Genomic DNA, 21,315 nt, shown 5'->3' on the forward strand with positions numbered 1-21,315 from the left:
GGCCCTTCAAGGGTATTGGGACAGGCAGGTCACCCTTGATTGAAATGGGGATGACAAGCGCGGCGTGATCGGCATGAGATCGCAGGCAGAAAGACTTAATACGTTCCGGGAAGATGAAGTGCGACCATAAGTATGACCACCAGTGCAACCGCACCTGCTGCGTCCTGCAGCAGCGTCGACTGGGAACGATTTAGGGTGGTCTTGATCTGGGTCAGCATATGGGTTCCTCCGGTCAGGGTTTTAATCCTTTGTTGACCTTTTGTTCTCATATTTTGCTGTCTTGGTAAAGAACTTTTTGAGAACATTTGTGAACTAATGTTCCTGTTTTCGTCTAACCAACTGATATCAAACGGATTGCCTGATCCTGTTTCATCAGCCACAAAAGAACATGAGCCGCCTTGCCCCTTTGCGTTTCAAGTTTGGCGTCCACGCCCAGCAGAGCCCTTGCGTCAGACTGCGCAACTGCCATCAAACCGGCCTGCCTTTCCAAATCGGCGATACGGAACTTCGGCAGACCTGACTGCGCAGTACCGATCAGATCGCCCGCTCCGCGCATTTGCAGGTCTGTCTCAGAGATTTTGAACCCGTCTTCGGTTTCGCGCAGAACTTCCAGCCTTTTGCGCCCCCCTTCGCCGAGGGGTGGCTGATACATCAGCAGACATGTCGAATCTGCCTCGCCTCGCCCAACACGACCGCGAAGCTGATGCAGCTGCGCCAGGCCAAAAATCTCGGCCCTTTCGATAACCATGATCGAGGCATTTGGAACATTCACGCCAACCTCGATTACCGTGGTCGCCACCAGAACTTTGGTTTGCCCCTGCTGAAATGCCTTCATCGCAGCGTCTTTGTCGGCGGGCGGCATTTGGCCGTGAACCAGCCCTACGACCCCGTCCCCCAAAATGGCACGCAGCCTTTTGAACCGTTCCTCGGCAGCGGTCAGATCCGATACTTCGGATTCATCGACAAGCGGGCAGACCCAATAGCACTGACGGCCCTCAGCAATAGCTTTTTGCAGATGCGAGACGACTTCTTGAATCCGTTCAGTGCTCACAACCGCTGTTTTGACAGGTTTTCGCCCCGGCGGCTTTTCATCAAGTACGGACACGTCCATGTCACCGTATTGAGTCAGGGCCAGACTGCGTGGGATCGGCGTTGCGGTCATGACCAGAACATCTGCTCCCTTGCCTTTTTCCGAAAGCTCCATGCGTTGACGGACCCCAAATCGGTGCTGTTCGTCGACGATTGCCAGCCGTAATTCCTGAAACGCGACATCGCTTTGAAATACGGCGTGAGTGCCCACCAAAATGTGAATATCCCCCCGTTGAAGCGCCAACAGCTTGGCACGCCGATCCGCCCCCTTGTCACGACCGGTCAGGATTTCCAGAACCACGCCCGCCTCTTCGGCGAGGGGGCGCAACCCTTCCAGATGCTGCTGAGCGAGTATCTCGGTAGGGGCCATCATGACGCCCTGCCCGCCCGCCTCGACCGCGACCAGCAGTGCCATGAACGCAACCAGAGTCTTGCCGGACCCAACATCCCCCTGAAGCAATCTGTTCATGCGCGTATCGGAGGCCATATCCCCTGCGATCTCTTGAATTGCGCGCTGTTGGGCGTTGGTGGGCTTGTATGGCAGGTTCGACAACACACGGGATTGCAGCTTGCCCGTACCAGCGCTGGCGATCCCCTTGACCCTGCGCTCTCGTTGGCGGGCCAATGCCAAGGTCAGTTGATGCGCGAACAGCTCATCATAGGCCAAACGCTCATGCGCTGGAGAAAAAGACGCTACATCATCCGCACCCTGCGGATTATGCGCTGCTTGTATAGCGCTCAGCCAGTCTGGCCAGTTCTCTTTTGCGACCTGCGCGGGATCAATCCATTCCATCAATTCCGGCGAGAGTGCAACCGCGCTGCGCGCCGCCTTGAAGGCAGTTTTCTGGGTCAGCCCCTGGGTCAAATGATAGACAGGTTCAAACTCAGGGATATCCTTCGCATCCGCTGGCGGCAGCATGTGATCCGGGTGGACCATCTGAGCGATCCCGTCGAACAGCTCTAACTTGCCAGAAATCACCCTGCGCGCGCCCTGAGGGAGCACTTTTTGCAAGTAATCGCCGCGGGCATGAAAGAACACCAACTGAAATTCAGCCTGGCTGTCTTCAACATGGACACGATACGCACCGCCCTTGTTTCTAGGGGGGCGATGGATGCCAACGGTGACTTCTACGGTCAGCGTCGAGGGCAAATCGACGCCTTGAATGGTATCGCGCCTGCGCCGATCAATCACCGCATAAGGCAGCCCGAACAAGACGTCGCGCGGGGTCTCGACACCTGACTGCGCCAAGACCTGAGCCGTTTTCGGCCCCACGCCGTCAAGCGTTTCCAGCCGCGAAAACAGCGGGAACAGAGATTCGGGCCGACCACTCATTTGCCGTCGATCAGCTGCAACCAGCCATCTTCGTCGAACGTCTCGATCCCAAGTTCAGCCGCCTTTTTCGCCTTTGATCCAGCACCCGGTCCTGCAACCAAAAGATCGGTTTTCTTGCTGACCGACCCCGACACTTTGGCGCCCAATGCCTCGGCACGAGCCTTGGCCTCGGCGCGGGTCATCTTTTCAAGCGTTCCCGTAAAAACCACGGTCTTCCCCGCAACAGGGCTGCCCGAGGTATCGGGCCGTTTCGCGTCTTGGACATCAAGCTGAGCCACAAGATCGTCGATACTCTGCCGTTCGGCAGGTTGGGCGAAGGCTGAAACCAATGCGCGGGCCATAACCTCACCAACACCGTCAACGTTCAGCAGCTCATCCCATTCTGACCCGGTCTGACTATGCGCTATGGTAACCGCTTTCTCCAGCTCATCCCATGATCCGTAATGCGTTGCGATTAGGTTCGACGCTGCCTCGCCGACATGTCGAATGCCCAGTGCAAACAGTAACCGACCCAGTGGAATAACTCGTTTTTCATCAATCGCTTGCCACAGATTGGTGGCGCTTTGCGCCCCCCATCCCTTGCGATTAGCCAGCCTGTTCAGGTTCGCACTATCTCGTTGTTTCAGAGTAAAAATATCAGCCGGGGCACGAACTGGCAGATCGGGATCATCATAGAACATCTCAATCTGCTTTGCTCCAAACCCTTCGATGTCAAAGGCCTTGCGTGAGACGAAATGCTTCAATTTCTCAACGGCTTGCGCAGGGCAGATAACGCCGCCGGTACAGCGACGGACCGCGTCACCTTCCTCGCGGATCGCATCGCTGTGACATTCAGGGCATTTTTCCGGGAAGATGAACTTTTCGGCATCATCCGGGCGTTTCGAAATGTCGACATCGGCAACCTTCGGGATCACATCGCCGGCGCGATAAACCTGAACCCAGTCGCCGATCCGAATGTCTTTGCCTTCGCGTATCTCGCCGCCTTTTGCGTCTTTACCAGAAATGTAATCTTCGTTGTGCAACGTTGCATTCGACACGACCACACCGCCGACAGTAACCGGGTGCAGCCTGGCCACCGGGCTCAGCGCGCCGGTTCGGCCAACCTGAATGTCGATCGCTTCAAGACGGGTCCAGGCAAGCTCGGCCGGAAATTTATGCGCAATTGCCCAGCGGGGTGTGCTGGACCGGAACCCAAGCCGTGATTGCAGCGCAAGATCGTTTACCTTGTAGACCACACCATCAATGTCATATCCAAGCGTCGCACGCTGCAGCTCGATGCTGCGATAGTGATCCAGAATCTGCTTTGTATCCGCGCATAAACGGGTTAGCGGGTTGGTTGAAAATCCGAATTCCTTCAGGCGCTGTATGGCTTCGTATTGGGTGCTTGCCAGAGGCTCAGACAGCTCCCCCCAAGCATAAGCAAAAAACTTGAGGGGACGAGAACGGGTAATTGCGGAATCCAACTGACGAAGGGATCCTGCGGCGGCATTTCGCGGGTTGGCGAAGGTTTTTTCGCCTTTCTTGGACTGGCTCTCATTTAGACGATCAAAGTCGTCGTGAGACATATAGACCTCGCCGCGAACCTCAAGGATGTCTGGTGCGCCGGTGATTACCTGTGGAATATCCGATATGGTTAGCGCATTTGCGGTAACATTTTCCCCGACTTCTCCGTCTCCCCGCGTGGCCGCCTGGACAAGCCTACCCCTCTCATACCGAAGCGAAAGGGAGAGACCGTCGATCTTGGGCTCAGCCGTATAGCTCAATCCCGTCTCGTCATCCAATCCTAGGTATTTTCGGACAGACCGATCGAAATCAGAGACGTCCTCGTCTTGAAAAGCGTTGCCCAAAGACAGCATGCGCACAGCATGTGAAATCTTGGAGAACCCATCGGCGGGGCGGGCACCAACGATATCCGATGGGCTGTCAGATCGCTTGAGTTGCGGAAATCGCAACTCGATTTCTGAGTTTCTGAGTTTCAGCGCATCATAGTCGGCATCAGAAATCTCGGGGGCGTCTTTCTGGTGATACAATGCGTTCGCATGATGTAAAAGCCCAGCCAGCCGCGCCAGTTCATTGCGTGCCTGATCTTCCGTCAGGTCTGATACAGAAATGGAATTGCTCATGCCTTCGCCCCGTCAACTGTTCTTGGAGTTCAGTGATAGGGCGAGGGCATGGCTAGGTCCAGACGTGCTGTTCAGTGAGCGAGGGTGTCGCCCCGGACCCTTGGCGACGTAAAACTTGCGCGCCTAGGCGCCAACCGCAATGCGAGGTTCGTCGACGCTGTTTTTCTGAGGATCGCGTAACACATATCCCCTGCCCCAGACGGTCTCGATATAATTTACGCCGTCGGTGGCATTGCTAAGTTTTTTGCGCAATTTGCAGATAAAGACGTCAATGATCTTCAATTCGGGCTCATCCATTCCCCCATAGAGATGGTTAAGGAACATCTCTTTGGTCAGGGTTGTTCCCTTTCGAAGGCTCAGAAGTTCGAGCATTTGATATTCTTTGCCGGTCAGGTGAACGGCCTTGCCTTCCACTTCGACGGTTTTCGCATCCAGATTCACTGCAACGCGCCCGGTGTGGATTATGGATTGAGAATGCCCTTTTGAGCGGCGAATAATGGCGTGGATACGTGCAACCAATTCTTCTCTATGGAATGGTTTGGTCAGATAATCGTCAGCACCAAATCCGAAGCCCTTAATTTTACTTTCTGTATCGTCGGCCCCCGACAGGATCAGGATCGGCGTTTCCACCCGCGCAACCCGCAACTGGCGCAGCACTTCATGCCCGTTCATATCCGGAAGGTTGAGATCAAGGAGGATCAGGTCGTAATCGTAAAGTTTTGCGAGGTCGATCCCTTCTTCGCCTAAATCTGTCGCATATACGTTCAGATTGGCATGTGTCAGCATCAGTTCGATGCTTTTGGACGTGGTTGGATCATCCTCGACAAGAAGTATACGCATTTACTGCTCCAATTCAGCTCAATTTACTAATTAAAATCGAGCCTGCTCAAAAATGGTTAATCTGACGTTACCGTTGAATCATTAATTTACACTCTCCTTTAGGTTGTCGATATTTTTTTATCGTGGTGACCTTTAAAGCGTCCGTTCCGTGTTCTGCGACCGCAGAAACCCAGGAATTAAATTCTTCGTCGCTGAGGCCATATTGGTTTTTGGCTTCCGAAAGCGTAATCAATCCGTAAAGAACGCCACGGACTACAATCGCTTTACGGGATGCCACCCAGCGGGTTGTCTCTTTTGGCGGCAGATCAGCCCGGGATAAAACCGTTCCATCCGGCAGGGTTACCGACCTGGGCCCCTCTACTTTGTGCAAATACATCTTTCGGTCCTCTTCGTGCTGCGACAAAGCTGACACCATGCTACTTAATGTGTTGTGAAACCGCCCCTTGAGAGTATCTAGAATTTTCCTATATTCTGCCGGTCTTTCTTAACCCGTACTGGAACCGTCATGGCCCTCGACACCGAGACACCGCTGAACTCTCTTGGCTTTGCCAAGCCCCCGTCTGAAACACGGGTGGTTGTTGCCATGTCCGGAGGCGTGGACAGCTCGGTCGTGGCCGCGCATTTGGCGGATCAGGGGTATGACGTCATCGGCGTCACCCTGCAACTGTACGACCACGGTGCTGCCTTGGCCAAAAAGGGGGCCTGCTGTGCGGGTATCGACATTCACGATGCGCGCCGCGTGGCCGAGGAACGCGGGTTTCCGCATTACGTTCTGGATTATGAGAACATCTTCAAAGACGCCGTGATCGACGAATTCGCCGACAGCTATCTGGCTGGAGCGACGCCGGTTCCCTGCATTCGCTGTAACGAACGGGTGAAATTCAAGGATCTGCTGGAAACCGCCAAGGATCTTGAGGCTGATTGCATGGCCACCGGCCACTATATTCAGCGCAAGACAGGCCCCAACGGGCCGGAATTGCACAGCGCCGAGGATGCCAACCGCGATCAATCCTATTTCCTGTTCTCGACGACCCCGGAACAGCTGGATTTCCTGCGCTTTCCACTGGGCCACCTGCCCTCCAAGGACGCAACGCGCGAAATGGCTGCGCAATATGGGCTGGCTGTTGCCGACAAGCCCGACAGTCAGGACATCTGTTTCGTGCCCAACGGCAACTATGCCAGCGTAATCGAAAAGCTGCGCCCCGGCGCGGCGGAACCGGGTGAGATCGTTCATGCGGATGGTCGTGTGCTGGCCCAGCATAACGGGGTTATCCATTATACCATCGGACAGCGCCGCGGGCTTGGTATCGGAGGCCTCAGCGATCCGCTTTACGTGGTGAAGCTGGATGTCGACAAGAAACAGGTTGTGGTTGGCCCCAAAGAGATGTTGGCCACCCGCACCATTCCGGTGCGTGAGATCAACTGGCTGGGCGATGAGCCGTTTAAGTCACGCGATGAATGGCACGTCCTGGTCAAGGTTCGCTCGACCCGCCCCCCGCGTGAGGCCATCATCCGCCCGCTTTCGGACACCACGGCAGAGGTCGAGTTGCTGACCCCGGAAGAAGGTGTGTCGCCCGGTCAGGCCTGTGTTTTCTATGCGTCCGAAGGCAGCCGCATCTTTGGCGGCGGCTGGATTTGGCGCGGATATTAAACTGCGTCAGTCCACGAGTTGCTGAGAATATAAAGGCCAGCGCAGATCATCACGTAAGGAACAAGCATCTCAAGCTTGCGCACGATGCGACCACTGATGAGCGGAGATTTGGCGCCCAGCAGCGCCAGCGTGGCCAATCCTACCACGGCAAGCCCTGCGCCGAAGGCTCCGGCGATCCGAAAGCCTGGCGTTGAATCCGCCAATAACGGCGCCAGAACGGCCAAAGTGTCCATCGACAGGCTGGTAAACAGTAAGGTTGTCACCAAAATTGATGCTCCGGCTTCGAGATGCGCAGGAGTGTCGACGCCCTGCCCGCGCCATTGGCGGATGGCGGCCAGACAGCCCAGTGTCAGCGGGATCATCCCCAGATACCCGGCCCAGCCCGGTATTACGCCCTCGATCCCCATGGCGAACAGCAAGGACGCCGAAATCACCAAGCCCTGTGCGAACAGAAAGCCAAAGACGGCCCGCTTGTCCCCTGACACCAAGATCAGCGCCACCAAGGCGGCAAGATTATCCAGATTGGTCAGTATCAATGCCAGAAAGGCTGAAAAACCAAAGAGGATGAACTCGGCCATCAGGACGGCATTCTGGCCAACACGGCCTTTGCAGCTCTGAAACCAGGGGCGTCGCCGCCACGGCCAAGGCGCTCCATTGTCAGATCCATCGCGCTGCGCTGCGCGTCAGGTTTCAGGGCGACCTCGCGTAGCGCTACGGCAATCTTGTCCGGCAGGCAGTCATCCAGCAGGCATTCCGGGATGGAACGCGTTTCCGAGACAAGATTGACCAATGTAACCGTGTCCAGATTGACCATACGTACTGCCAGTTTCTGGGTCAGCCAGCTGAGGCGGTAGGCAATCACCATGGGTGTTGCCTGGGCTGCAAGTTCAAGCGACACGGTACCCGATGCCGCCAGAGCAAGGTTCGCTGCGGCAAAAGCTGCGCGTTTCTGCTGAACCGCCTCTTCGGTCGGAACATTGCGCGGGTCGATCACGACGGGATTGCCTGGCCATGTCTGCAGATGTTCGGTTACGGCCTCGACCATATGTGCAACCGCCGGAACAATAACCCGCGTACCCGGCCGGTCGGCTAGGAATTGCCCCAAGGCCTGACCGAATACAGGGGCCAGACGGTCAACCTCACCCTTGCGCGACCCCGGCAAGGCAAGAACCAGCGGAGCATCCCCAAGATCATAGGCGGCGCGAAACTCCTGGATATCGCGATCAGACGCGATGGGTTCGCTTGCAACCGGATGGCCAACAAAATCACATTCCATCCCGGCGCGTTCCATATAGGGCGGCTCAAACGGAAGCAACGCCAGCACATGGTCGATGACCTTGGCCATCTTATCCGCACGCCCCGGTCGCCAGGCCCAAACGCTGGGGGCCACATAGTGGACGGTTCGAGTATCGCTTGCTGCTTTGACCAACTTGGCAACGCGCAACGAGAAGTCCGGACTGTCGATGGTGATCAATACGTCAGGTTTGGTGTCCAGAACGGCCTGCGCTGTCTCAGATATCCGGCGCTTGAGGTGAAAGAATTTTGGCAATACCTCGATCAAGCCCATCACTGACAATTCGGACATCGGAAAGCGGCTGTTCAGACCCTGGGCCTGCATCAATGGTCCGCCGACCCCGTCGAATGTAACATCTGGGACAAGGGCACGTAGCCCTTCCATCAACGCGCCGCCCAATCGATCGCCCGAAGGTTCGCCGGCGACCAGAAACACCCGCATCAGTTGGTTCGCTCACGCACATAAAGGAACAAACCCAGGCGATCGCACTCAGCAATTACACGTTGTCGCTGCAATACAAGCACCCCGCCCTTTTCGATCACGATCCCGGACAAACCAGCTGCGACGGCGCTGGAAATGGTTTCAGGTCCAATAGCTGGCAGATCCGCGCGAAAGTCCTGATCAGGCTTTGGACCCTTGAAAAGCACCCCACCCCCCGCATCGGGCCGTTGAGTCAGAGACTCGAGCATCCATGCGGTGCCAAAAATTCCTTCGATCGCCAAAGCCTGCCCTTTGGAAACTGCACAGGCCTGGCCGATATCAGCTGCCCCCATGGCACGCAGGATACTGGATGCCCGATCCGCATCTGCGCGATCCGCGTCTGAGGGCTGTGCTTCTGTCAAACAACCAAGCGGAGGCAGCAGTTCAGGCGCAATCTCATGCGCGGCACGGACATTCAGGCCTGAGTTTTCGAATATCCCAATGACAGCCCGTAATGCGCCGTCATCGCCGGATTGAATCGCCTGCACCAGAATAGGCACCAACGGCATCGTCGCGGCATCAATGCGCGACGGGTCAACGGCGGGACGTTTAACCGCTCCGGCCATACAGATTTCAGTTACGCCACGGGTTTTGAGATCCGCGATGAATGATCCAAGCTGTTCCAGCGGGAAAACGATGTCAGCAGACAGAGTATCCGGGGCAAAGCCTTCCATCGCGCAGATCAAGGGCCGTTCAGCCAGACAGGAAACCACTTCGTCCGGCAACACACCTGTTCCCGCGATCAGTGCCAACATGATGTTACTTCCTCGGTGTCAGAAAGGACCGATCCGAATCGCCGGTTACGAAATTGACGATTTCGCGGACATATTCGCTTTCGGCATCTTCACCCAAGCGCTTGGCGCGGTCCATAAAAGTTCCGTCACCATCGGACAATTCGCGAAACGCTGCGCGTAAAGCTGAAATATCAGCTCGTGCGACACCACGCCGTTTGAGGCCAACAAGATTCAGGCCGTCCAGCTCGCCGCGAGGCGCTTGAACAAGCCCATAGGGAATCACGTCGTTGGGCACCATCGTCAGCGCGCCGATAATCGCCCCTCGGCCCACACGAACCCATTGATGCAAGCCCGAAATCCCGCCGACGATAACATCGTCTTCGATAATGCAATGTCCCGCGGCACCAGAATGGTTCACCATGATCACGCGATTGCCAATCTGAACGTCGTGAGCCACGTGAACACCAGCCATCAGCAAACAGTCATCGCCAATCCGGGTTACACCGCCACCGCCGTCTGTTCCAGAATTCACTGTTACATGTTCACGGATACGGTTTCGTTTGCCAATTTCCAGCCGCGTATCTTCACCGCCGAACTTAAGGTCTTGCGGGATTTCACCGATGACCGAAAAATTGAAGATTATGGTGTCTTCATCCACCTCGGTGTCACCAGTAACAACAACATGCGACTTCAGTTCTACCCGGTCTTTCAACCGCACCCTTGAACCAACAAAACAAAAAGGGCCGATGACACAGCCCTCTCCGATCTGAGCACCGTTTTCGATGATTGCGCTAGGGTGAATGCCACTCATGTTGTCTTTTCCATGTCCCAATCAACATAGGCTGAGAACTCAGCTTCGGCTGCGACCTCTCCATCAACCGTGGCCCTGCCAGAGAACTTGAAAATCTTGCCACCCTTCTTGCCGCGCACAGTTTCAACATGCATCTCGAGCACGTCACCGGGCACGACTTTGCGGCGGAACTTGCACTTGTCGATATTCATGAAATAGATCAACAAGTCGCTGTCGATGACATCCATCCCAACGCCAAGCATAACACCTGCGGTCTGCGCCATTGCTTCAACAATGGTCACACCAGGCATAATCGGTGTACCAGGAAAATGGCCCTGGAAATGCGGCTCGTTCATAGTGACGTTCTTGATGCCGACCGCTGACTGAAAGCCTGAAATCTCGACCACCTTGTCGACCAGCAGAAACGGATAGCGGTGCGGCAATATCCGTTGAATCAGCTGAATGTCGGCGCTTTTGGTGTCCGTGCTCATAGTTCTGATATCCTGTTCTGGATTTCTCTTTTCAATGTGGTTAGCAACACCGCGACCCGAGGGCAAGCAAACCTATTCGCCTGTACCTTCGTCAAGTGTTGTTCCATCACCAATGGCTGTATCAATTCGGGTGATGGCGGCATCTGTCACATCGGACAGATCCGAACTGAGAAACACGCTGGAGCGTTGAATAATGACAGAGGCGCCAGATTCGCGCAAAAGATCGATCAATACTGGGCGGGCGAGTTCAAAAAACATCTGTCGTGCATCTTCACTGCGACGCGCAAGGGCATCAAGCTTGGCGCGCTGCCCTTCTCGGTGGTTCTGAACCTTTCTGTCGAACGCCTCTGCGAGGGGACGAAATTCTTCAGCAGACAGAGAGGCGCGCTTTTCGGTGAGGTCCTTCTCCTCCGCGCTGAGCTCTGCAACGATCCGCTCGTTCTCGGCAGCAAGCAGAGTCCCCTCTGCTTCGATCTCACTGAGAATGCGACGTCCAAACGCCGAGTCAGAAAACAATCGTTCGCTGGAGATTGTCAGGACGCTGGCTTGTGTCACGCCAAGCTGCTGTCCGGTAACCGGTCCTGCCAGGGTTAAGGTCAGAAAAAGACACAGGGCCCGAATGGGGCCCTGCATATAGGTTTGAAGACTACCTCGCATCCGAGATCAGAACCTCGCCTGAATGGTCAGGTCGAAATTCTGTTCCTTGTCAAAGTCCTCTTTCTTGAGCGCTTGCGAAAAGTTAAAGCGCAGTGGGCCAAACGGTGTTTCCCATAGGACTGCAACACCCAGAACATGACGGATAGACCCATCCGCACCGACAATGTTGGCACCCGAAGTGTTTACATCGTCGATATTGTACAGGTTACCGAAATCATAGAACACGCCTCCACGCAGGCCCAATTCTTCGGGCAAGCCCAGAGGAAAGTCCGATTCCAGACGCGCGACCCAATAGTAATTCCCGCCGATAGCGTCATCCTGACCATTTGACAGATCCCGTGGCCCCAAACCGGCTGGCTCGAACCCGCGGAATTTATTGGGGCCCAACACAAAGCGATCCAACGTCCGGCTGAAATCGTTGCCAGTCCAGTGCATTGCACCCATTTCAAGCGATGCACGAAGAACGACTTCTTCACTCAGAACGCGTGTTTGGGCAATCCCGCGTGCGCTGGTTTTGTAGAACTTGTTGTCCCCACCCAGCCCAGCGGCATCCAGGCCAACCTCAAACAGAACACCGGCATTGGGGTTAAGCCCACCAAGGCGGCTGTCATATACATAGGACACACCCAGAGAACTTGTCGTGCGTTCACCCTGATCAATCTCAGAGGCGATGACCGCGCCGTTTGCCTCGTTGTCCTGCTGCTTCATCTCGCTGTTTTCCCAGGCATAGCGTACGCGCAACGAAGACAGCTCTCCGATCGCATAGCTCAACTGAGGGTTAAAGAACACACGCTCGGTATTATAGCTGGCAAAACTGGAGTCGGTCGACGCCAAACCCAGACCAAGATCAAAGCGAAGCTTGCGGCCCAAAAGATAGGGTTCGGTGAAATTCAGGGAGTACTCTTCTGAATCCTGCGCGGTCGAAATCGTAACCCCGACGGTCTGTCCACGGCCTAGGAAGTTTGACTCACTTAGGCCGATCGCAATGCCGAAACCGTCAGAGATCGAGTAGCTACCACCGAGGCTGAGCGAGCCTGTTGGCTGTTCTTCGACGTCGACATCCACGATCACTTGGCTGGGTGTCGAACCCTCGCGCGGTTCAACGTCAGCGACAGCGAAATAGCCCAATGCCCGGATACGTTCAGCCGCCTGCCGGATTTCACGCGGGTTGAACGGGTCACCCTCGACGGTGTCGAATTGACGACGGATCACGCGGTCAAGCGTTGTGGTGTTGCCCTCGATGTCGATACGCTCGACAAAGATACGCGGTCCTTTGGTCAGAACGAATTCAACATCCAGCGTCAGATCACGTGCATTGCGCGTGACGCGCGGCTCAACCCGCAGAAAGTCCACCCCTTGCCGAATGCCCAAACGCTCTTGCCTGGCGATAGAGTTTTCGACCAGTGAAGGAGAATAGGTGACACCCGGCTTGATCTTGAGTGCGGCCTGATACTCTGCCGCATCAACACCGGGTATTTCGCTTACGGTGGTGATCTTGCCGAATGAGAATTTCTGACCTTCAGTTACATTCATCACCAGGAAAAACGCGTCGCGCTCACGTGTGAATTCAACATTGGCGCTGTTGACGCGGAAATCGACATAGCCACGCGACAAGTAGAAATCACGGATGACTTGTTTGTCGAACTCGATCCGGTCAGCGATAAAAGTATCGCCCCGCAGGAACGTGCGCAGGAAATTGGCTTGCTTGGTTTCAAGCACACGGCGCAGACGCCGGTCGGAATAAGCCCGGTTGCCAACAAAGCTTACGCGCTCAACCTCGATCGTCGTACCTTCGGAGATTTCAAAAACGAGGTCTACCCGATTGTCGCTGCGGCGGATGATTCTGGGGATGACGGTTGCTGCAACACGTCCTTGAGCCAAATAGATTTCGGCAATCATGTCTGCGTCAGCTTCAGCGACCTGAGGCGTAAAGACCCGGCGGGGTTGAGACGAAACGGCATTGAGCAACAGCTCATCCTTGAGCCTCTTGTTACCCTCGATGCTGATCTGGTTGATCGTCGGATATTCCTGAACTTTGATGACCAAAGTGCTGCCACGAGGGGTCAAATCGACTGTTTCAAAAACACCACTGTCAAGCAGCCGTTGGAAGGCATCGTTGAGTTGTCCAGCTGTCACCGTCTGCCCAGGTTCGATTCCCGAACGTGCAATGATTGTCGATGTCTCGATGCGCCTGTTCCCCTCAACTTCGAACGAGTTGATGGTGTAGCTTTGCGCCTGAGCAGCCTGCGGCAGTGACAGCAAACTAACTGTGGCAAATAAGAAAAAGAATGTTAGGGCCTGCCACAAAATCTTGTTTACCGGCTTTTGCCCCCCGCAGGATGTGCCTGCGCCTCGCCTGTCGGTCATATTTTTCTCTACCCAGAATTTTAAGACTTTAAAGCTGAGTAACGGGATTGTCTGGCCTTGTCAAAAGCCGAAAAACAGAAAGCGGCCCATTGGGCCGCTGTTCAGCAAATAAAAAGAAAGGAACAGAATCACATGGTGATCAGATAAGCGCATCCACCCATAGCCAACGCAGTCGCGCCGAAAAACAAGATCGAGTCCCAGTTCAGCGCAAGCAGGAAGCTAAAGCTGCGATATGATTTTTTGATAGCATTCGCCATGATCGCCTCTGACAGACAAAATTATGAAACGAACACATCCTATGAGGGAATTGGGGCGGAATTGCGACTAGATTGTGCAAGCTCCGCCCAAATCAACAGAACAGGTCATTTGAGACGGAAAACAGCATCAGAGCCAGAATGATTGACACTCCGATGCCCATCAGAATCCGCAGCGCTTTGTCGCTGGGTGGTTTCCCAGAGATGGCCTCATATGCGTAAAATACCAAGTGTCCCCCATCCAAAGCCGGAATCGGAAACAGGTTTAGCAAACCGACAGCAGTTGACAGAACAGCGATAAAGAAGATGAAGTTCTGCGCACCCTGGCTGGCCATCGCACCCGAGGTTTCGGCGATTCCGATTGGGCCGGACATGTTGCAGGTGCTGATCGCTCCGGTCACCATGTGCCAGATACCTGAAAGAGACCCGTCAATGATACGCAATGTTTGTCGTACACCGCCGCCGAGAGATGTCAGGATGCCCGCCCTTTCGGTTGCAGGTTCTAGCATCATGCCGCCGACGATCCCGATCCTCCAATGCGTTACAAAACCACCATCAGACTGCGGCTCATCCGTGCGGCGTGGAGCCAGGGCAAACTCCAGTTCCGCTCCGTCACGCCAGACATTCAACAGCAGTGGCCGCCCATCAGAGCTTTCCACATGGTCCTTGAGCTGTTCAAAGGCATAAACCGGGTCGCCATTAACCGCTGTTATGACATCCCCTTGTGCCAGGCTGATATCCATTGCTGCGCTGCGCGGAACAACCTGTTGTATCAGAGGGGGGAACAGCCAAGGTGCGGAAACGTCCAATGTGTCACCGTCACGAAGAACTGTGTAATCAAGAACGGGGTCAACGGGCAAAGAGTCTACGAACTCGCTCCACGATCCTTCTTGCTCGAAATCTGGCAGGTCAATACCTGCAATCGCGTGGATTTCATCACCTTCACGCAGCTCTTGCACTGTCCCGGGCAGAGGATGCAGAGACCCAACGGTCAGAGGGTCTCTGGTTGCGCCTTGAGTAAAGAAAATTAGGGCAAAGACCAGTATCGACATTGCGAAATTAAAGATTGGCCCTGCCGCAACAGTTGCCGTCCTGGCCCAAAGTGGCGCGCCATGCATCGTGCGGCGCAGCTCCTCCGGGCTTTGCTCGGAAATTTCAGACATTGCGGCTTCGTCTTTGCCGGATGCTGCATTGGCATCACCCAGAAACTTGACATACCCGCCGAATGGAAGCGCTGCGATCTGCCAGCGCGTTCCTCTTTTGTCGATACGGCTCCAGAGTACGGGACCGAAACCGATTGAGAACACTTCGGCGTAGATGCCGGACCAACGGCCAACAATGTAATGCCCGTATTCATGTACGGCTACGATGGCGGATAACGCGATCACAAAGGCGAATATGGTGTAAATCAAATTGCCGAACTGTGGGATCAGTGAGAGTACGTCCAATTTATTTTCCTGCTCGTTGCGTAACGGCGTTATCGACCCATATACGTGCCAGATGGTCGGTTTGCAGCACGTTATCAAGGGTCATTGGGGCGTCAATATGGTTGTCCTGTGCATCGAAACGATCCAAGACGGCGGCCACGATGTCTGCCATATCAAGGAAACCAATGCGACCTGCAATGAAATGGTCGAGTGCACATTCTTTGGCTCCGTTGAAAACCGCTCCGGACAGTCCGCCCCGCTCCATGACTTCGCGTGCTAACCGCAAAGCCGGATATCGGTTTTCGTCTGGTTCGTGAAATCGCAACTGTCCCAGCTTTGCAAGGTTCAGCCTTTCGACCGGAAGGGTCTGACGTATTGGCCAATTCAGGGCATATCCGATCGCGTGGCGCATATCTGGCGCGCCCATATGGGCCATAACCGCGCCATCGTTAAACCCGACCATCGCATGAACGATGGATTCAGGATGGACGATCACTTCGATCATATCCGGGGAAATGCCGAAGAATTCGCGTGTTTCGATCACCTCGAGCGCCTTGTTAAACATCGAAGCGCTATCAATCGTGATCCGCTGCCCCATATTCCAGTTCGGGTGGCTCGAGGCCTGCTCAACCGTGGCCGAGGCCAATTTGCTCATTGGCCAATCCCGGAAGGCGCCGCCGCTGGCAGTGATGATGATACGCTCGACCGATGCCATATCTTCACCGACCAGAGCCTGAAAAACGGCAGAATGTTCGCTGTCCACCGGTAGCAATCGGGCATTGTGCTTTCGGGCAGTATCCAGAACCAAAGAACCCGCGCAGACAAGCGTTTCTTTATTCGCCAAAGCCAGCGTCGCGCCTTGTTCAAGCGCCGTCAGCCCTGGTTGCAACCCCGCAGCCCCAACGATGGCAGACATGACCCAGTCAGCCGGTCGCGCCGCAGCTTCGGCCAGAGCATTCGCGCCGGCGGCGACCTCGACATCGAAACCGGCCAAGGCCGCTCGCAGGTCCTCAAGCCGGTCTGGGTGGGCTGTAATCGCGATATCCGCCTTCAAACGTTTGGCGTCACGTGCAAGTTGTTCGATATTGGCTCCACCAGTCAGGGCGACAACATCATACGCTGATGGATTTCGGTCAATCAGATCTATCGTGTTTTGCCCGATAGAACCCGTCGCGCCAAAAACAGAGATTTTGCGCATCACATGGCTCCGGGGGAAAAAATCAACCCCACAAGCAGAACGAACAGAGCGGCCCCCATCATCCCATCGAATCGATCAAGGAAGCCGCCATGGCCGGGAATCAGGTTCGAACTGTCCTTGACGCCGAATTTTCGTTTGGCCGCGCTTTCGACAATATCGCCGGCCTGGCTGGCCATTGACGCCAGAACCGAGATCACGATGAACCAAGTTCCGAAGCCGCCGTAAGCCGCAAAGGCTAAGCCAACAATGGCAGCCGCTACCCAGCCTCCTGCTGTTCCCGACCACGTCTTTTTCGGGCTGACTCGTGGCCAGAATTTTGGCCCACCCAATGCCTTTCCGACAAAATATCCGGCGACATCCGTAGCAACGACGACCGATATCAGCCAGACCATCCAGACAAACCCCATATTCGTCCGGATTGAGATAAAGCCCAGCCCCGCGGCCGCGATCCACAGCACAAATAGGGTATAGATACCCCGGTACCGGCTGACCTGCCCTGCCCCGACCAGTGCCGGAGCAAGCAAGAAGGGAAGTTTATAGAGTGCCGGAAGATGGTAACTCAGCACCACCGCAAAACCGGTCAATATGGCAAGCTGGATCGCAACAGCTTTCCTGCCCGGGTCGATCATACGGACCAGTTCCCAGGTCATCAGCCCGCAAGCAATGGAAATGAAGGCTTCGAACCACAGACCGCCCAGCCAGACCTCGACAGCGCCAACGGCAACAAGGACACCCGCCGATAATACGCGGGCAGTCAGGTCGGACCAGCGCCCGTCACTCATGCCGGTACAGCTCCGAACCGTCGGTCGCGGCTGCCATAGCTCAGGCACAGGCGCTCAAGCTCTGCCGCAGTGAAATCTGGCCAGAGCGTGTCGATGAATTCGTATTCCGAATAGGCGGATTGCCATAACAGAAAATTGGAAATTCGCGCCTCGCCGCTGGTTCGGATCACCAGATCAGGATCGGGAAGAACATGTGTGTCAAGATATTTCGGCAGCGTTTCTTCGTCTACATCATCAGGATGCAAGCGCCCGTCAGCGACATCCTGTGCCAGACGTTTGGTAGCCCGCGCGACTTCATCCCGACCGCCATAGTTCAACGCAATGGTCAGGTGAACCAGATCATTTCCCTCGGTCTCGGCCTCAAGCGTATCCATCAATTCGATCAGTTTGGCATCCAACCTGACTCTGTCACCGATGAAACGCACCCGAACACCCGAGTCTCGGAGCGTCCGGGTTTCCTTGATAATATAGCGCCGAAACAAGCTCATCAGACCGGCAACTTCGACCTGAGTGCGTTTCCAGTTCTCGGTCGAAAACGCAAAAACAGTCAGATATTTGATACCAAGCCTCGGGCAGGCCTCGACCACATCGCGCACACGTCTTGCCCCGGCGTGGTGGCCAAACAGGCGAGGTCGCCCGCGGGCCTGCGCCCAGCGACCATTGCCATCCATGATGATCGCGACATGCTGGGGCCCTCTTTCGGGCATGGTATGCGAGGAAGAGGGCATCACCCGGTCTCAGACCTGCATGATTTCTGCCTGCTTGGTCTCAAGCGCGGCATCTACTACCTTGATCATCTGGTCGGTTAGATCCTGCACTTCGCTTTCCCAGAACTTCTGGTCATCTTCGGACATACCGTCGGCCTTGGCCTTCTTGATCTGATCCATCCCGTCGCGGCGCACATTGCGGATCGAAACGCGCGCGTGTTCGGCATATTGTCCGGCGACTTTGCCCAACTCGCGACGGCGTTCTTCGTTCAGTTCCGGGATCGGTAGCATGATGATCGTTCCGTTAAGCTGAGGGTTGATGCCCAGCCCACTTTCGCGGATCGCTTTTTCCACTTTGCCGACCAGCCCTTTATCCCAGACATTGACCGTTACCATACGCGGCTCGGGCACATTTACCGTTCCCACCTGGTTGATCGGCGTCATCGAACCATAGGCATCGACCATCACCGGCTCGAGCATCGAGGCCGAGGCGCGCCCGGTGCGCAGCGATGCAAATTCGGTTCTGAGGTTTGACATTGCGCCGTCCATGCGGCGCTTCAGGTCGTCTGTGTCCAGTTCGAAATCGTCAGACATTCTGCTCACTCCCCGTCTTCAGGTACTGTTTGCATGGCTCATAAGCCATTCAATTTGGGATGTATAGCAATGATGATCCGTATTTACGCCATTGACCAGAGGTGTTTGCCGGATTTTCCCGAACCTGCAGCCACAAAATTAACCGACCGCAAATCAATGCGGTCGGTCAGACATATTCATTCCGGATCAGGCGTTTACGTCTACGACAACACGACCTTTAACCTGACCTTGCAGGATATCCGCCCCTAATTGGGGCAGATCGCTCAGCTTTGCGGGGTGGATCATCGCCTCAAGCTTGTCCATCGGAAGGTCGGTTGCGATCCGCTGCCAGGCCCGCAGCCGATTTTCATAAGGCTGCATTACGCTGTCGATGCCCAAGAGGTTCACACCGCGTAAAAGGAACGGGATAACAGTTGCCGGAAGGCCCGCGCCGCCAGCCAACCCCACGGCCGAGACCGAGGCACCGTATTTCATCTGCCCCAGAACGCGTGCCAGCATTGCGCCGCCAACTGCGTCCACACAGCCAGACCATGCCTCGCTTTCCAGGGGGCGCTTAGTTGTCTCGTTCAACTCTTCGCGTGGCACAATGGTCGTGGCGCCCAAAGACTTCAGGTAATCGCTGGTTTCCGGCCGTCCGGTGACGGCTGCCACTTCGTATCCCAAATTGGCAAGAATCGCCGTCGCGACCGAGCCGACACCACCTGCCGCGCCCGTGACCAAGACCGGACCGTGCCCCGGTTTCAGCCCATGATCCTCAAGCGCCATAACCGCCAGCATCGCGGTGAACCCAGCGGTTCCGACGGCCATCGCCTGGCGGGGCTCCAACCCATCGGGCAGCGGAACCAACCAATCGGCACGGGCATTGGCTTTTTGTGAGTACCCACCCCAATGCGCCTCACCGACACGCCAACCGGTCAGGACCACTTTGTCACCCGGTTTATATCGCTCATCCGAAGACGACTCGACCGTCCCCGCATAGTCGATGCCAGGAACATGCGGATAGCTGCGTACCAGCCCCCCGCCTTTGGGCGACAGGCAAAGACCATCCTTATAATTTACCGTTGAATACTGAACCGCCACGGTAACCTCACCCTGCGGCAAATCCCCTTCCGAAAGCTGTTGAACCGAGGGGCTGGCCAGCCCGCTTTCCTCGTCTTTTTCCATCACCAGTGCGTTGAACATCAAAATGTCCTCCTGTTTTGGACGTCAGAGTAAAGCCCCGACCCCGTGTAATAACCTGTTTCTGAACCCGATGCGGTGTTTTCGATCAGACCCAGAATTTTTCCCGTACAGTCGCCTCACGCATACCGTCGGGCGTTTCGACCTCTATCTTCGTGCCTTCGTCCCAATGGCTGAGCTTGAGCATCCCAATGGAAACATTGGTGTTGAAATCCGGAGACCAAGCGGCAGAAGTGATTTGACCGACCCGTTTCCCCTGCGCGTAAACCGACCAAGGAGCAACGCAGGCCCCCACCGCCGGCCCAGCGATTTCAATCGGACGGATTTGCTGGATCGGCCCTTCTTTTGCGACCCGCAACAACGCGTCCCGGCCAATGCACCCAATCGCCGTGTGTGTGTTACAGAACTTGCCCAGGCCACATTCATGTGGGGTGTTGTCGTCGGTCATATCGTTTCCGTAGGACAGCAACCCAGCCTCAATGCGTTCGATCAGGTTGGGACAACCTGCGCGTACGTTCAAATCCTCGCCTGCCGAAAACAGCGCATTCCACAGCGTCATTCCGATATCGCTGCCCTCGACATAAATCTCGAACCCGCCCTGCTTTGAATACCCGGACCTGGCGATGGCCAGATCGCGGCCCGCAAATTCGAACATGTCGAATTTGAAGAACCGGATGTCTTTGACGCGCTCGCCGAATACGCGGGACATCAGCTCATCCGCCATGGGCCCTTGTATGGCCAGGGGTGAGACGTCGGGCTCATCCACTAGAACATCCAACCGATAGCCGTTCGCGATTCCTTTGACCCATAACAACAAATCGCTATCCGCGATTGAGATCCACCAACGGTCCTCGGACAGTTTCACCGCAACCGGATCATTCAGCATGCCACCGGTCTCATCAACGATAGGGACGTAATAGCATTGGCCGGGCAACATGCCTCTCAAATCGCGTGGCGTCAGCATTTGCATAAGGCGTGCCGCGTCGGGACCTCTGAGTTCGACCTGTCGCTCACACGAGACATCCCAGACCTGCACATGCTTTTTCAAGTGCCGGTAATCAGCCTCGACGCTGTCGAATACAGTTGGCAATAGCATCCGGTTATAAACCGTGAATGCCTTTACGCCTGCGGCTTCGACCCCTTCAGAAAAAGGTGTGCGCCGCAACCGGCGAGAGAAGGAAATATTGGCCACTTAAGCCTCCTCGGGCATAATGCCAGATCACAATTCGAAGCCTGCGGTCCCGTCAGAATCTGGTGCAACAGGCCGCGATGGCGTGTCTGGCGATTGAAAATTAGGATCACGTATTGCACGTAATCCTTTGTGA

21 protein-coding genes are annotated in these 21,315 nt (G+C 55.5%); 1 reads left to right on the plus strand and 20 read right to left on the minus strand.

Annotated features, from left to right (window positions below; all coding sequences use genetic code 11):
* Positions 1–95 precede the first annotated feature (95 nt).
* The 5 genes from AC2FHW_RS00860 to sciP form a co-directional block, all read right to left on the minus strand.
* A complete protein-coding gene (locus tag AC2FHW_RS00860; RefSeq protein ID WP_142633888.1) occupies positions 96–380 on the minus strand; it encodes a hypothetical protein in 285 nt (94 codons plus the stop codon).
* The gene (gene recG, locus AC2FHW_RS00865; RefSeq protein WP_496821312.1) at positions 332–2,422 is read right to left on the minus strand and encodes an ATP-dependent DNA helicase RecG; all 2,091 of its coding nucleotides are present in this window, start codon (positions 2,420–2,422) and stop codon (positions 332–334) included. The genes AC2FHW_RS00860 and recG overlap by 49 nt, the downstream gene beginning before the upstream one ends.
* Entirely contained in the window at positions 2,419–4,545 is a 2,127-nt protein-coding gene (ligA, locus tag AC2FHW_RS00870; protein ID WP_496728226.1) for an NAD-dependent DNA ligase LigA, read from the minus strand. The genes recG and ligA overlap by 4 nt, the downstream gene beginning before the upstream one ends.
* A 123-nt stretch (positions 4,546–4,668) precedes the next feature.
* Positions 4,669–5,385: a response regulator transcription factor CtrA gene (ctrA, locus tag AC2FHW_RS00875; protein ID WP_271947054.1), complete on the minus strand. Its 717-nt coding sequence runs from the start codon at positions 5,383–5,385 to the stop codon at positions 4,669–4,671.
* A 67-nt stretch (positions 5,386–5,452) separates the two neighbouring features.
* On the minus strand, positions 5,453–5,761 hold the full coding sequence (gene sciP, locus AC2FHW_RS00880; protein WP_271947052.1) for a CtrA inhibitor SciP: 309 nt from the start codon (positions 5,759–5,761) through the stop codon (positions 5,453–5,455).
* A 129-nt stretch (positions 5,762–5,890) separates the two neighbouring features.
* On the opposite strand from sciP, the gene mnmA reads away from it, so the two are divergent.
* The gene (mnmA, locus tag AC2FHW_RS00885; RefSeq protein ID WP_271947050.1) at positions 5,891–7,036 is read left to right on the plus strand and encodes a tRNA 2-thiouridine(34) synthase MnmA; all 1,146 of its coding nucleotides are present in this window, start codon (positions 5,891–5,893) and stop codon (positions 7,034–7,036) included.
* On the opposite strand, the gene AC2FHW_RS00890 is transcribed toward mnmA, so the two are convergent.
* The 15 genes from AC2FHW_RS00890 to AC2FHW_RS00960 form a co-directional block, all read right to left on the minus strand.
* On the minus strand, positions 7,033–7,614 hold the full coding sequence (locus AC2FHW_RS00890; RefSeq protein ID WP_496821313.1) for a hypothetical protein: 582 nt from the start codon (positions 7,612–7,614) through the stop codon (positions 7,033–7,035). The genes mnmA and AC2FHW_RS00890 overlap by 4 nt on opposite strands.
* Complete coding sequence (gene lpxB / locus AC2FHW_RS00895; protein WP_142633901.1) at positions 7,614–8,771, minus strand: lipid-A-disaccharide synthase; 1,158 nt, start codon at positions 8,769–8,771, stop codon at positions 7,614–7,616. Before lpxB ends, AC2FHW_RS00890 begins: the two co-directional genes overlap by 1 nt.
* Positions 8,771–9,565 (minus strand): LpxI family protein, encoded by a 795-nt coding sequence (locus AC2FHW_RS00900; protein ID WP_142633903.1) that lies wholly within the window; start codon positions 9,563–9,565, stop codon positions 8,771–8,773. Before AC2FHW_RS00900 ends, lpxB begins: the two co-directional genes overlap by 1 nt.
* 4 nt (positions 9,566–9,569) lie before the next feature.
* On the minus strand, positions 9,570–10,355 hold the full coding sequence (gene lpxA, locus AC2FHW_RS00905; RefSeq protein WP_142633905.1) for an acyl-ACP--UDP-N-acetylglucosamine O-acyltransferase: 786 nt from the start codon (positions 10,353–10,355) through the stop codon (positions 9,570–9,572).
* Positions 10,352–10,825, minus strand: a complete 474-nt coding sequence (gene fabZ / locus AC2FHW_RS00910; protein ID WP_142633907.1) for a 3-hydroxyacyl-ACP dehydratase FabZ — start codon at positions 10,823–10,825, stop codon at positions 10,352–10,354. The genes lpxA and fabZ overlap by 4 nt, the downstream gene beginning before the upstream one ends.
* A 72-nt stretch (positions 10,826–10,897) precedes the next feature.
* Positions 10,898–11,380, minus strand: coding sequence for an OmpH family outer membrane protein (locus tag AC2FHW_RS00915; RefSeq protein WP_282021270.1), 483 nt, complete (start codon positions 11,378–11,380; stop codon positions 10,898–10,900).
* 108 nt (positions 11,381–11,488) lie between these two features.
* Positions 11,489–13,849 (minus strand): outer membrane protein assembly factor BamA, encoded by a 2,361-nt coding sequence (gene bamA, locus AC2FHW_RS00920; protein WP_142633911.1) that lies wholly within the window; start codon positions 13,847–13,849, stop codon positions 11,489–11,491.
* Positions 13,850–13,977: 128 nt separating this feature from the next.
* Positions 13,978–14,106 carry a hypothetical protein gene (locus AC2FHW_RS00925; protein WP_271947040.1) on the minus strand — a complete coding sequence of 43 codons (129 nt, stop codon included), beginning with the start codon at positions 14,104–14,106 and terminating at the stop codon, positions 13,978–13,980.
* A gap of 92 nt (positions 14,107–14,198) precedes the next feature.
* Positions 14,199–15,551 carry an RIP metalloprotease RseP gene (rseP, locus tag AC2FHW_RS00930; protein ID WP_496693192.1) on the minus strand — a complete coding sequence of 451 codons (1,353 nt, stop codon included), beginning with the start codon at positions 15,549–15,551 and terminating at the stop codon, positions 14,199–14,201.
* A 1-nt stretch (position 15,552) separates the two neighbouring features.
* Complete coding sequence (dxr, locus tag AC2FHW_RS00935) at positions 15,553–16,728, minus strand: 1-deoxy-D-xylulose-5-phosphate reductoisomerase (RefSeq protein ID WP_496821314.1); 1,176 nt, start codon at positions 16,726–16,728, stop codon at positions 15,553–15,555.
* Positions 16,728–17,510: a phosphatidate cytidylyltransferase gene (locus AC2FHW_RS00940; protein ID WP_496821315.1), complete on the minus strand. Its 783-nt coding sequence runs from the start codon at positions 17,508–17,510 to the stop codon at positions 16,728–16,730. Before AC2FHW_RS00940 ends, dxr begins: the two co-directional genes overlap by 1 nt.
* Positions 17,507–18,217, minus strand: a complete 711-nt coding sequence (gene uppS, locus AC2FHW_RS00945; protein ID WP_496788598.1) for an undecaprenyl pyrophosphate synthase — start codon at positions 18,215–18,217, stop codon at positions 17,507–17,509. The genes AC2FHW_RS00940 and uppS overlap by 4 nt, the downstream gene beginning before the upstream one ends.
* Positions 18,218–18,247: 30 nt before the next feature.
* Positions 18,248–18,811 carry a ribosome recycling factor gene (frr, locus tag AC2FHW_RS00950; protein WP_142633921.1) on the minus strand — a complete coding sequence of 188 codons (564 nt, stop codon included), beginning with the start codon at positions 18,809–18,811 and terminating at the stop codon, positions 18,248–18,250.
* A gap of 186 nt (positions 18,812–18,997) precedes the next feature.
* Entirely contained in the window at positions 18,998–19,993 is a 996-nt protein-coding gene (gene acuI / locus AC2FHW_RS00955) for an acryloyl-CoA reductase (RefSeq protein WP_142633922.1), read from the minus strand.
* An 85-nt stretch (positions 19,994–20,078) separates the two neighbouring features.
* On the minus strand, positions 20,079–21,182 hold the full coding sequence (locus AC2FHW_RS00960; protein ID WP_496821316.1) for a dimethylsulfoniopropionate demethylase: 1,104 nt from the start codon (positions 21,180–21,182) through the stop codon (positions 20,079–20,081).
* Positions 21,183–21,315: the final 133 nt, after the last annotated feature.

It is taken from the genome of Ruegeria sp. YTSA108 (assembly GCF_059610185.1).

What these genes read in the sequence shown, in the direction of transcription:
- recG (WP_496821312.1), bottom strand. Translation starts at nt 2,422, where the DNA reads ATGAGTGGTCGGCCCGAATCTCTGTTCCCGCTGTTTTCGCGGCTGGAA.
- ligA (WP_496728226.1), bottom strand. Translation starts at nt 4,545, where the DNA reads ATGAGCAATTCCATTTCTGTATCAGACCTGACGGAAGATCAGGCACGC.
- ctrA (WP_271947054.1), bottom strand. Translation starts at nt 5,385, where the DNA reads ATGCGTATACTTCTTGTCGAGGATGATCCAACCACGTCCAAAAGCATC.
- sciP (WP_271947052.1), bottom strand. Translation starts at nt 5,761, where the DNA reads ATGTATTTGCACAAAGTAGAGGGGCCCAGGTCGGTAACCCTGCCGGAT.
- mnmA (WP_271947050.1), top strand. Translation starts at nt 5,891, where the DNA reads ATGGCCCTCGACACCGAGACACCGCTGAACTCTCTTGGCTTTGCCAAG.
- AC2FHW_RS00890 (WP_496821313.1), bottom strand. Translation starts at nt 7,614, where the DNA reads ATGGCCGAGTTCATCCTCTTTGGTTTTTCAGCCTTTCTGGCATTGATA.
- lpxB (WP_142633901.1), bottom strand. Translation starts at nt 8,771, where the DNA reads ATGCGGGTGTTTCTGGTCGCCGGCGAACCTTCGGGCGATCGATTGGGC.
- AC2FHW_RS00900 (WP_142633903.1), bottom strand. Translation starts at nt 9,565, where the DNA reads ATGTTGGCACTGATCGCGGGAACAGGTGTGTTGCCGGACGAAGTGGTT.
- lpxA (WP_142633905.1), bottom strand. Translation starts at nt 10,355, where the DNA reads ATGAGTGGCATTCACCCTAGCGCAATCATCGAAAACGGTGCTCAGATC.
- fabZ (WP_142633907.1), bottom strand. Translation starts at nt 10,825, where the DNA reads ATGAGCACGGACACCAAAAGCGCCGACATTCAGCTGATTCAACGGATA.
- bamA (WP_142633911.1), bottom strand. Translation starts at nt 13,849, where the DNA reads ATGACCGACAGGCGAGGCGCAGGCACATCCTGCGGGGGGCAAAAGCCG.
- AC2FHW_RS00925 (WP_271947040.1), bottom strand. Translation starts at nt 14,106, where the DNA reads ATGGCGAATGCTATCAAAAAATCATATCGCAGCTTTAGCTTCCTGCTT.
- dxr (WP_496821314.1), bottom strand. Translation starts at nt 16,728, where the DNA reads ATGCGCAAAATCTCTGTTTTTGGCGCGACGGGTTCTATCGGGCAAAAC.
- AC2FHW_RS00940 (WP_496821315.1), bottom strand. Translation starts at nt 17,510, where the DNA reads ATGAGTGACGGGCGCTGGTCCGACCTGACTGCCCGCGTATTATCGGCG.
- uppS (WP_496788598.1), bottom strand. Translation starts at nt 18,217, where the DNA reads ATGCCCGAAAGAGGGCCCCAGCATGTCGCGATCATCATGGATGGCAAT.
- frr (WP_142633921.1), bottom strand. Translation starts at nt 18,811, where the DNA reads ATGTCTGACGATTTCGAACTGGACACAGACGACCTGAAGCGCCGCATG.
- acuI (WP_142633922.1), bottom strand. Translation starts at nt 19,993, where the DNA reads ATGTTCAACGCACTGGTGATGGAAAAAGACGAGGAAAGCGGGCTGGCC.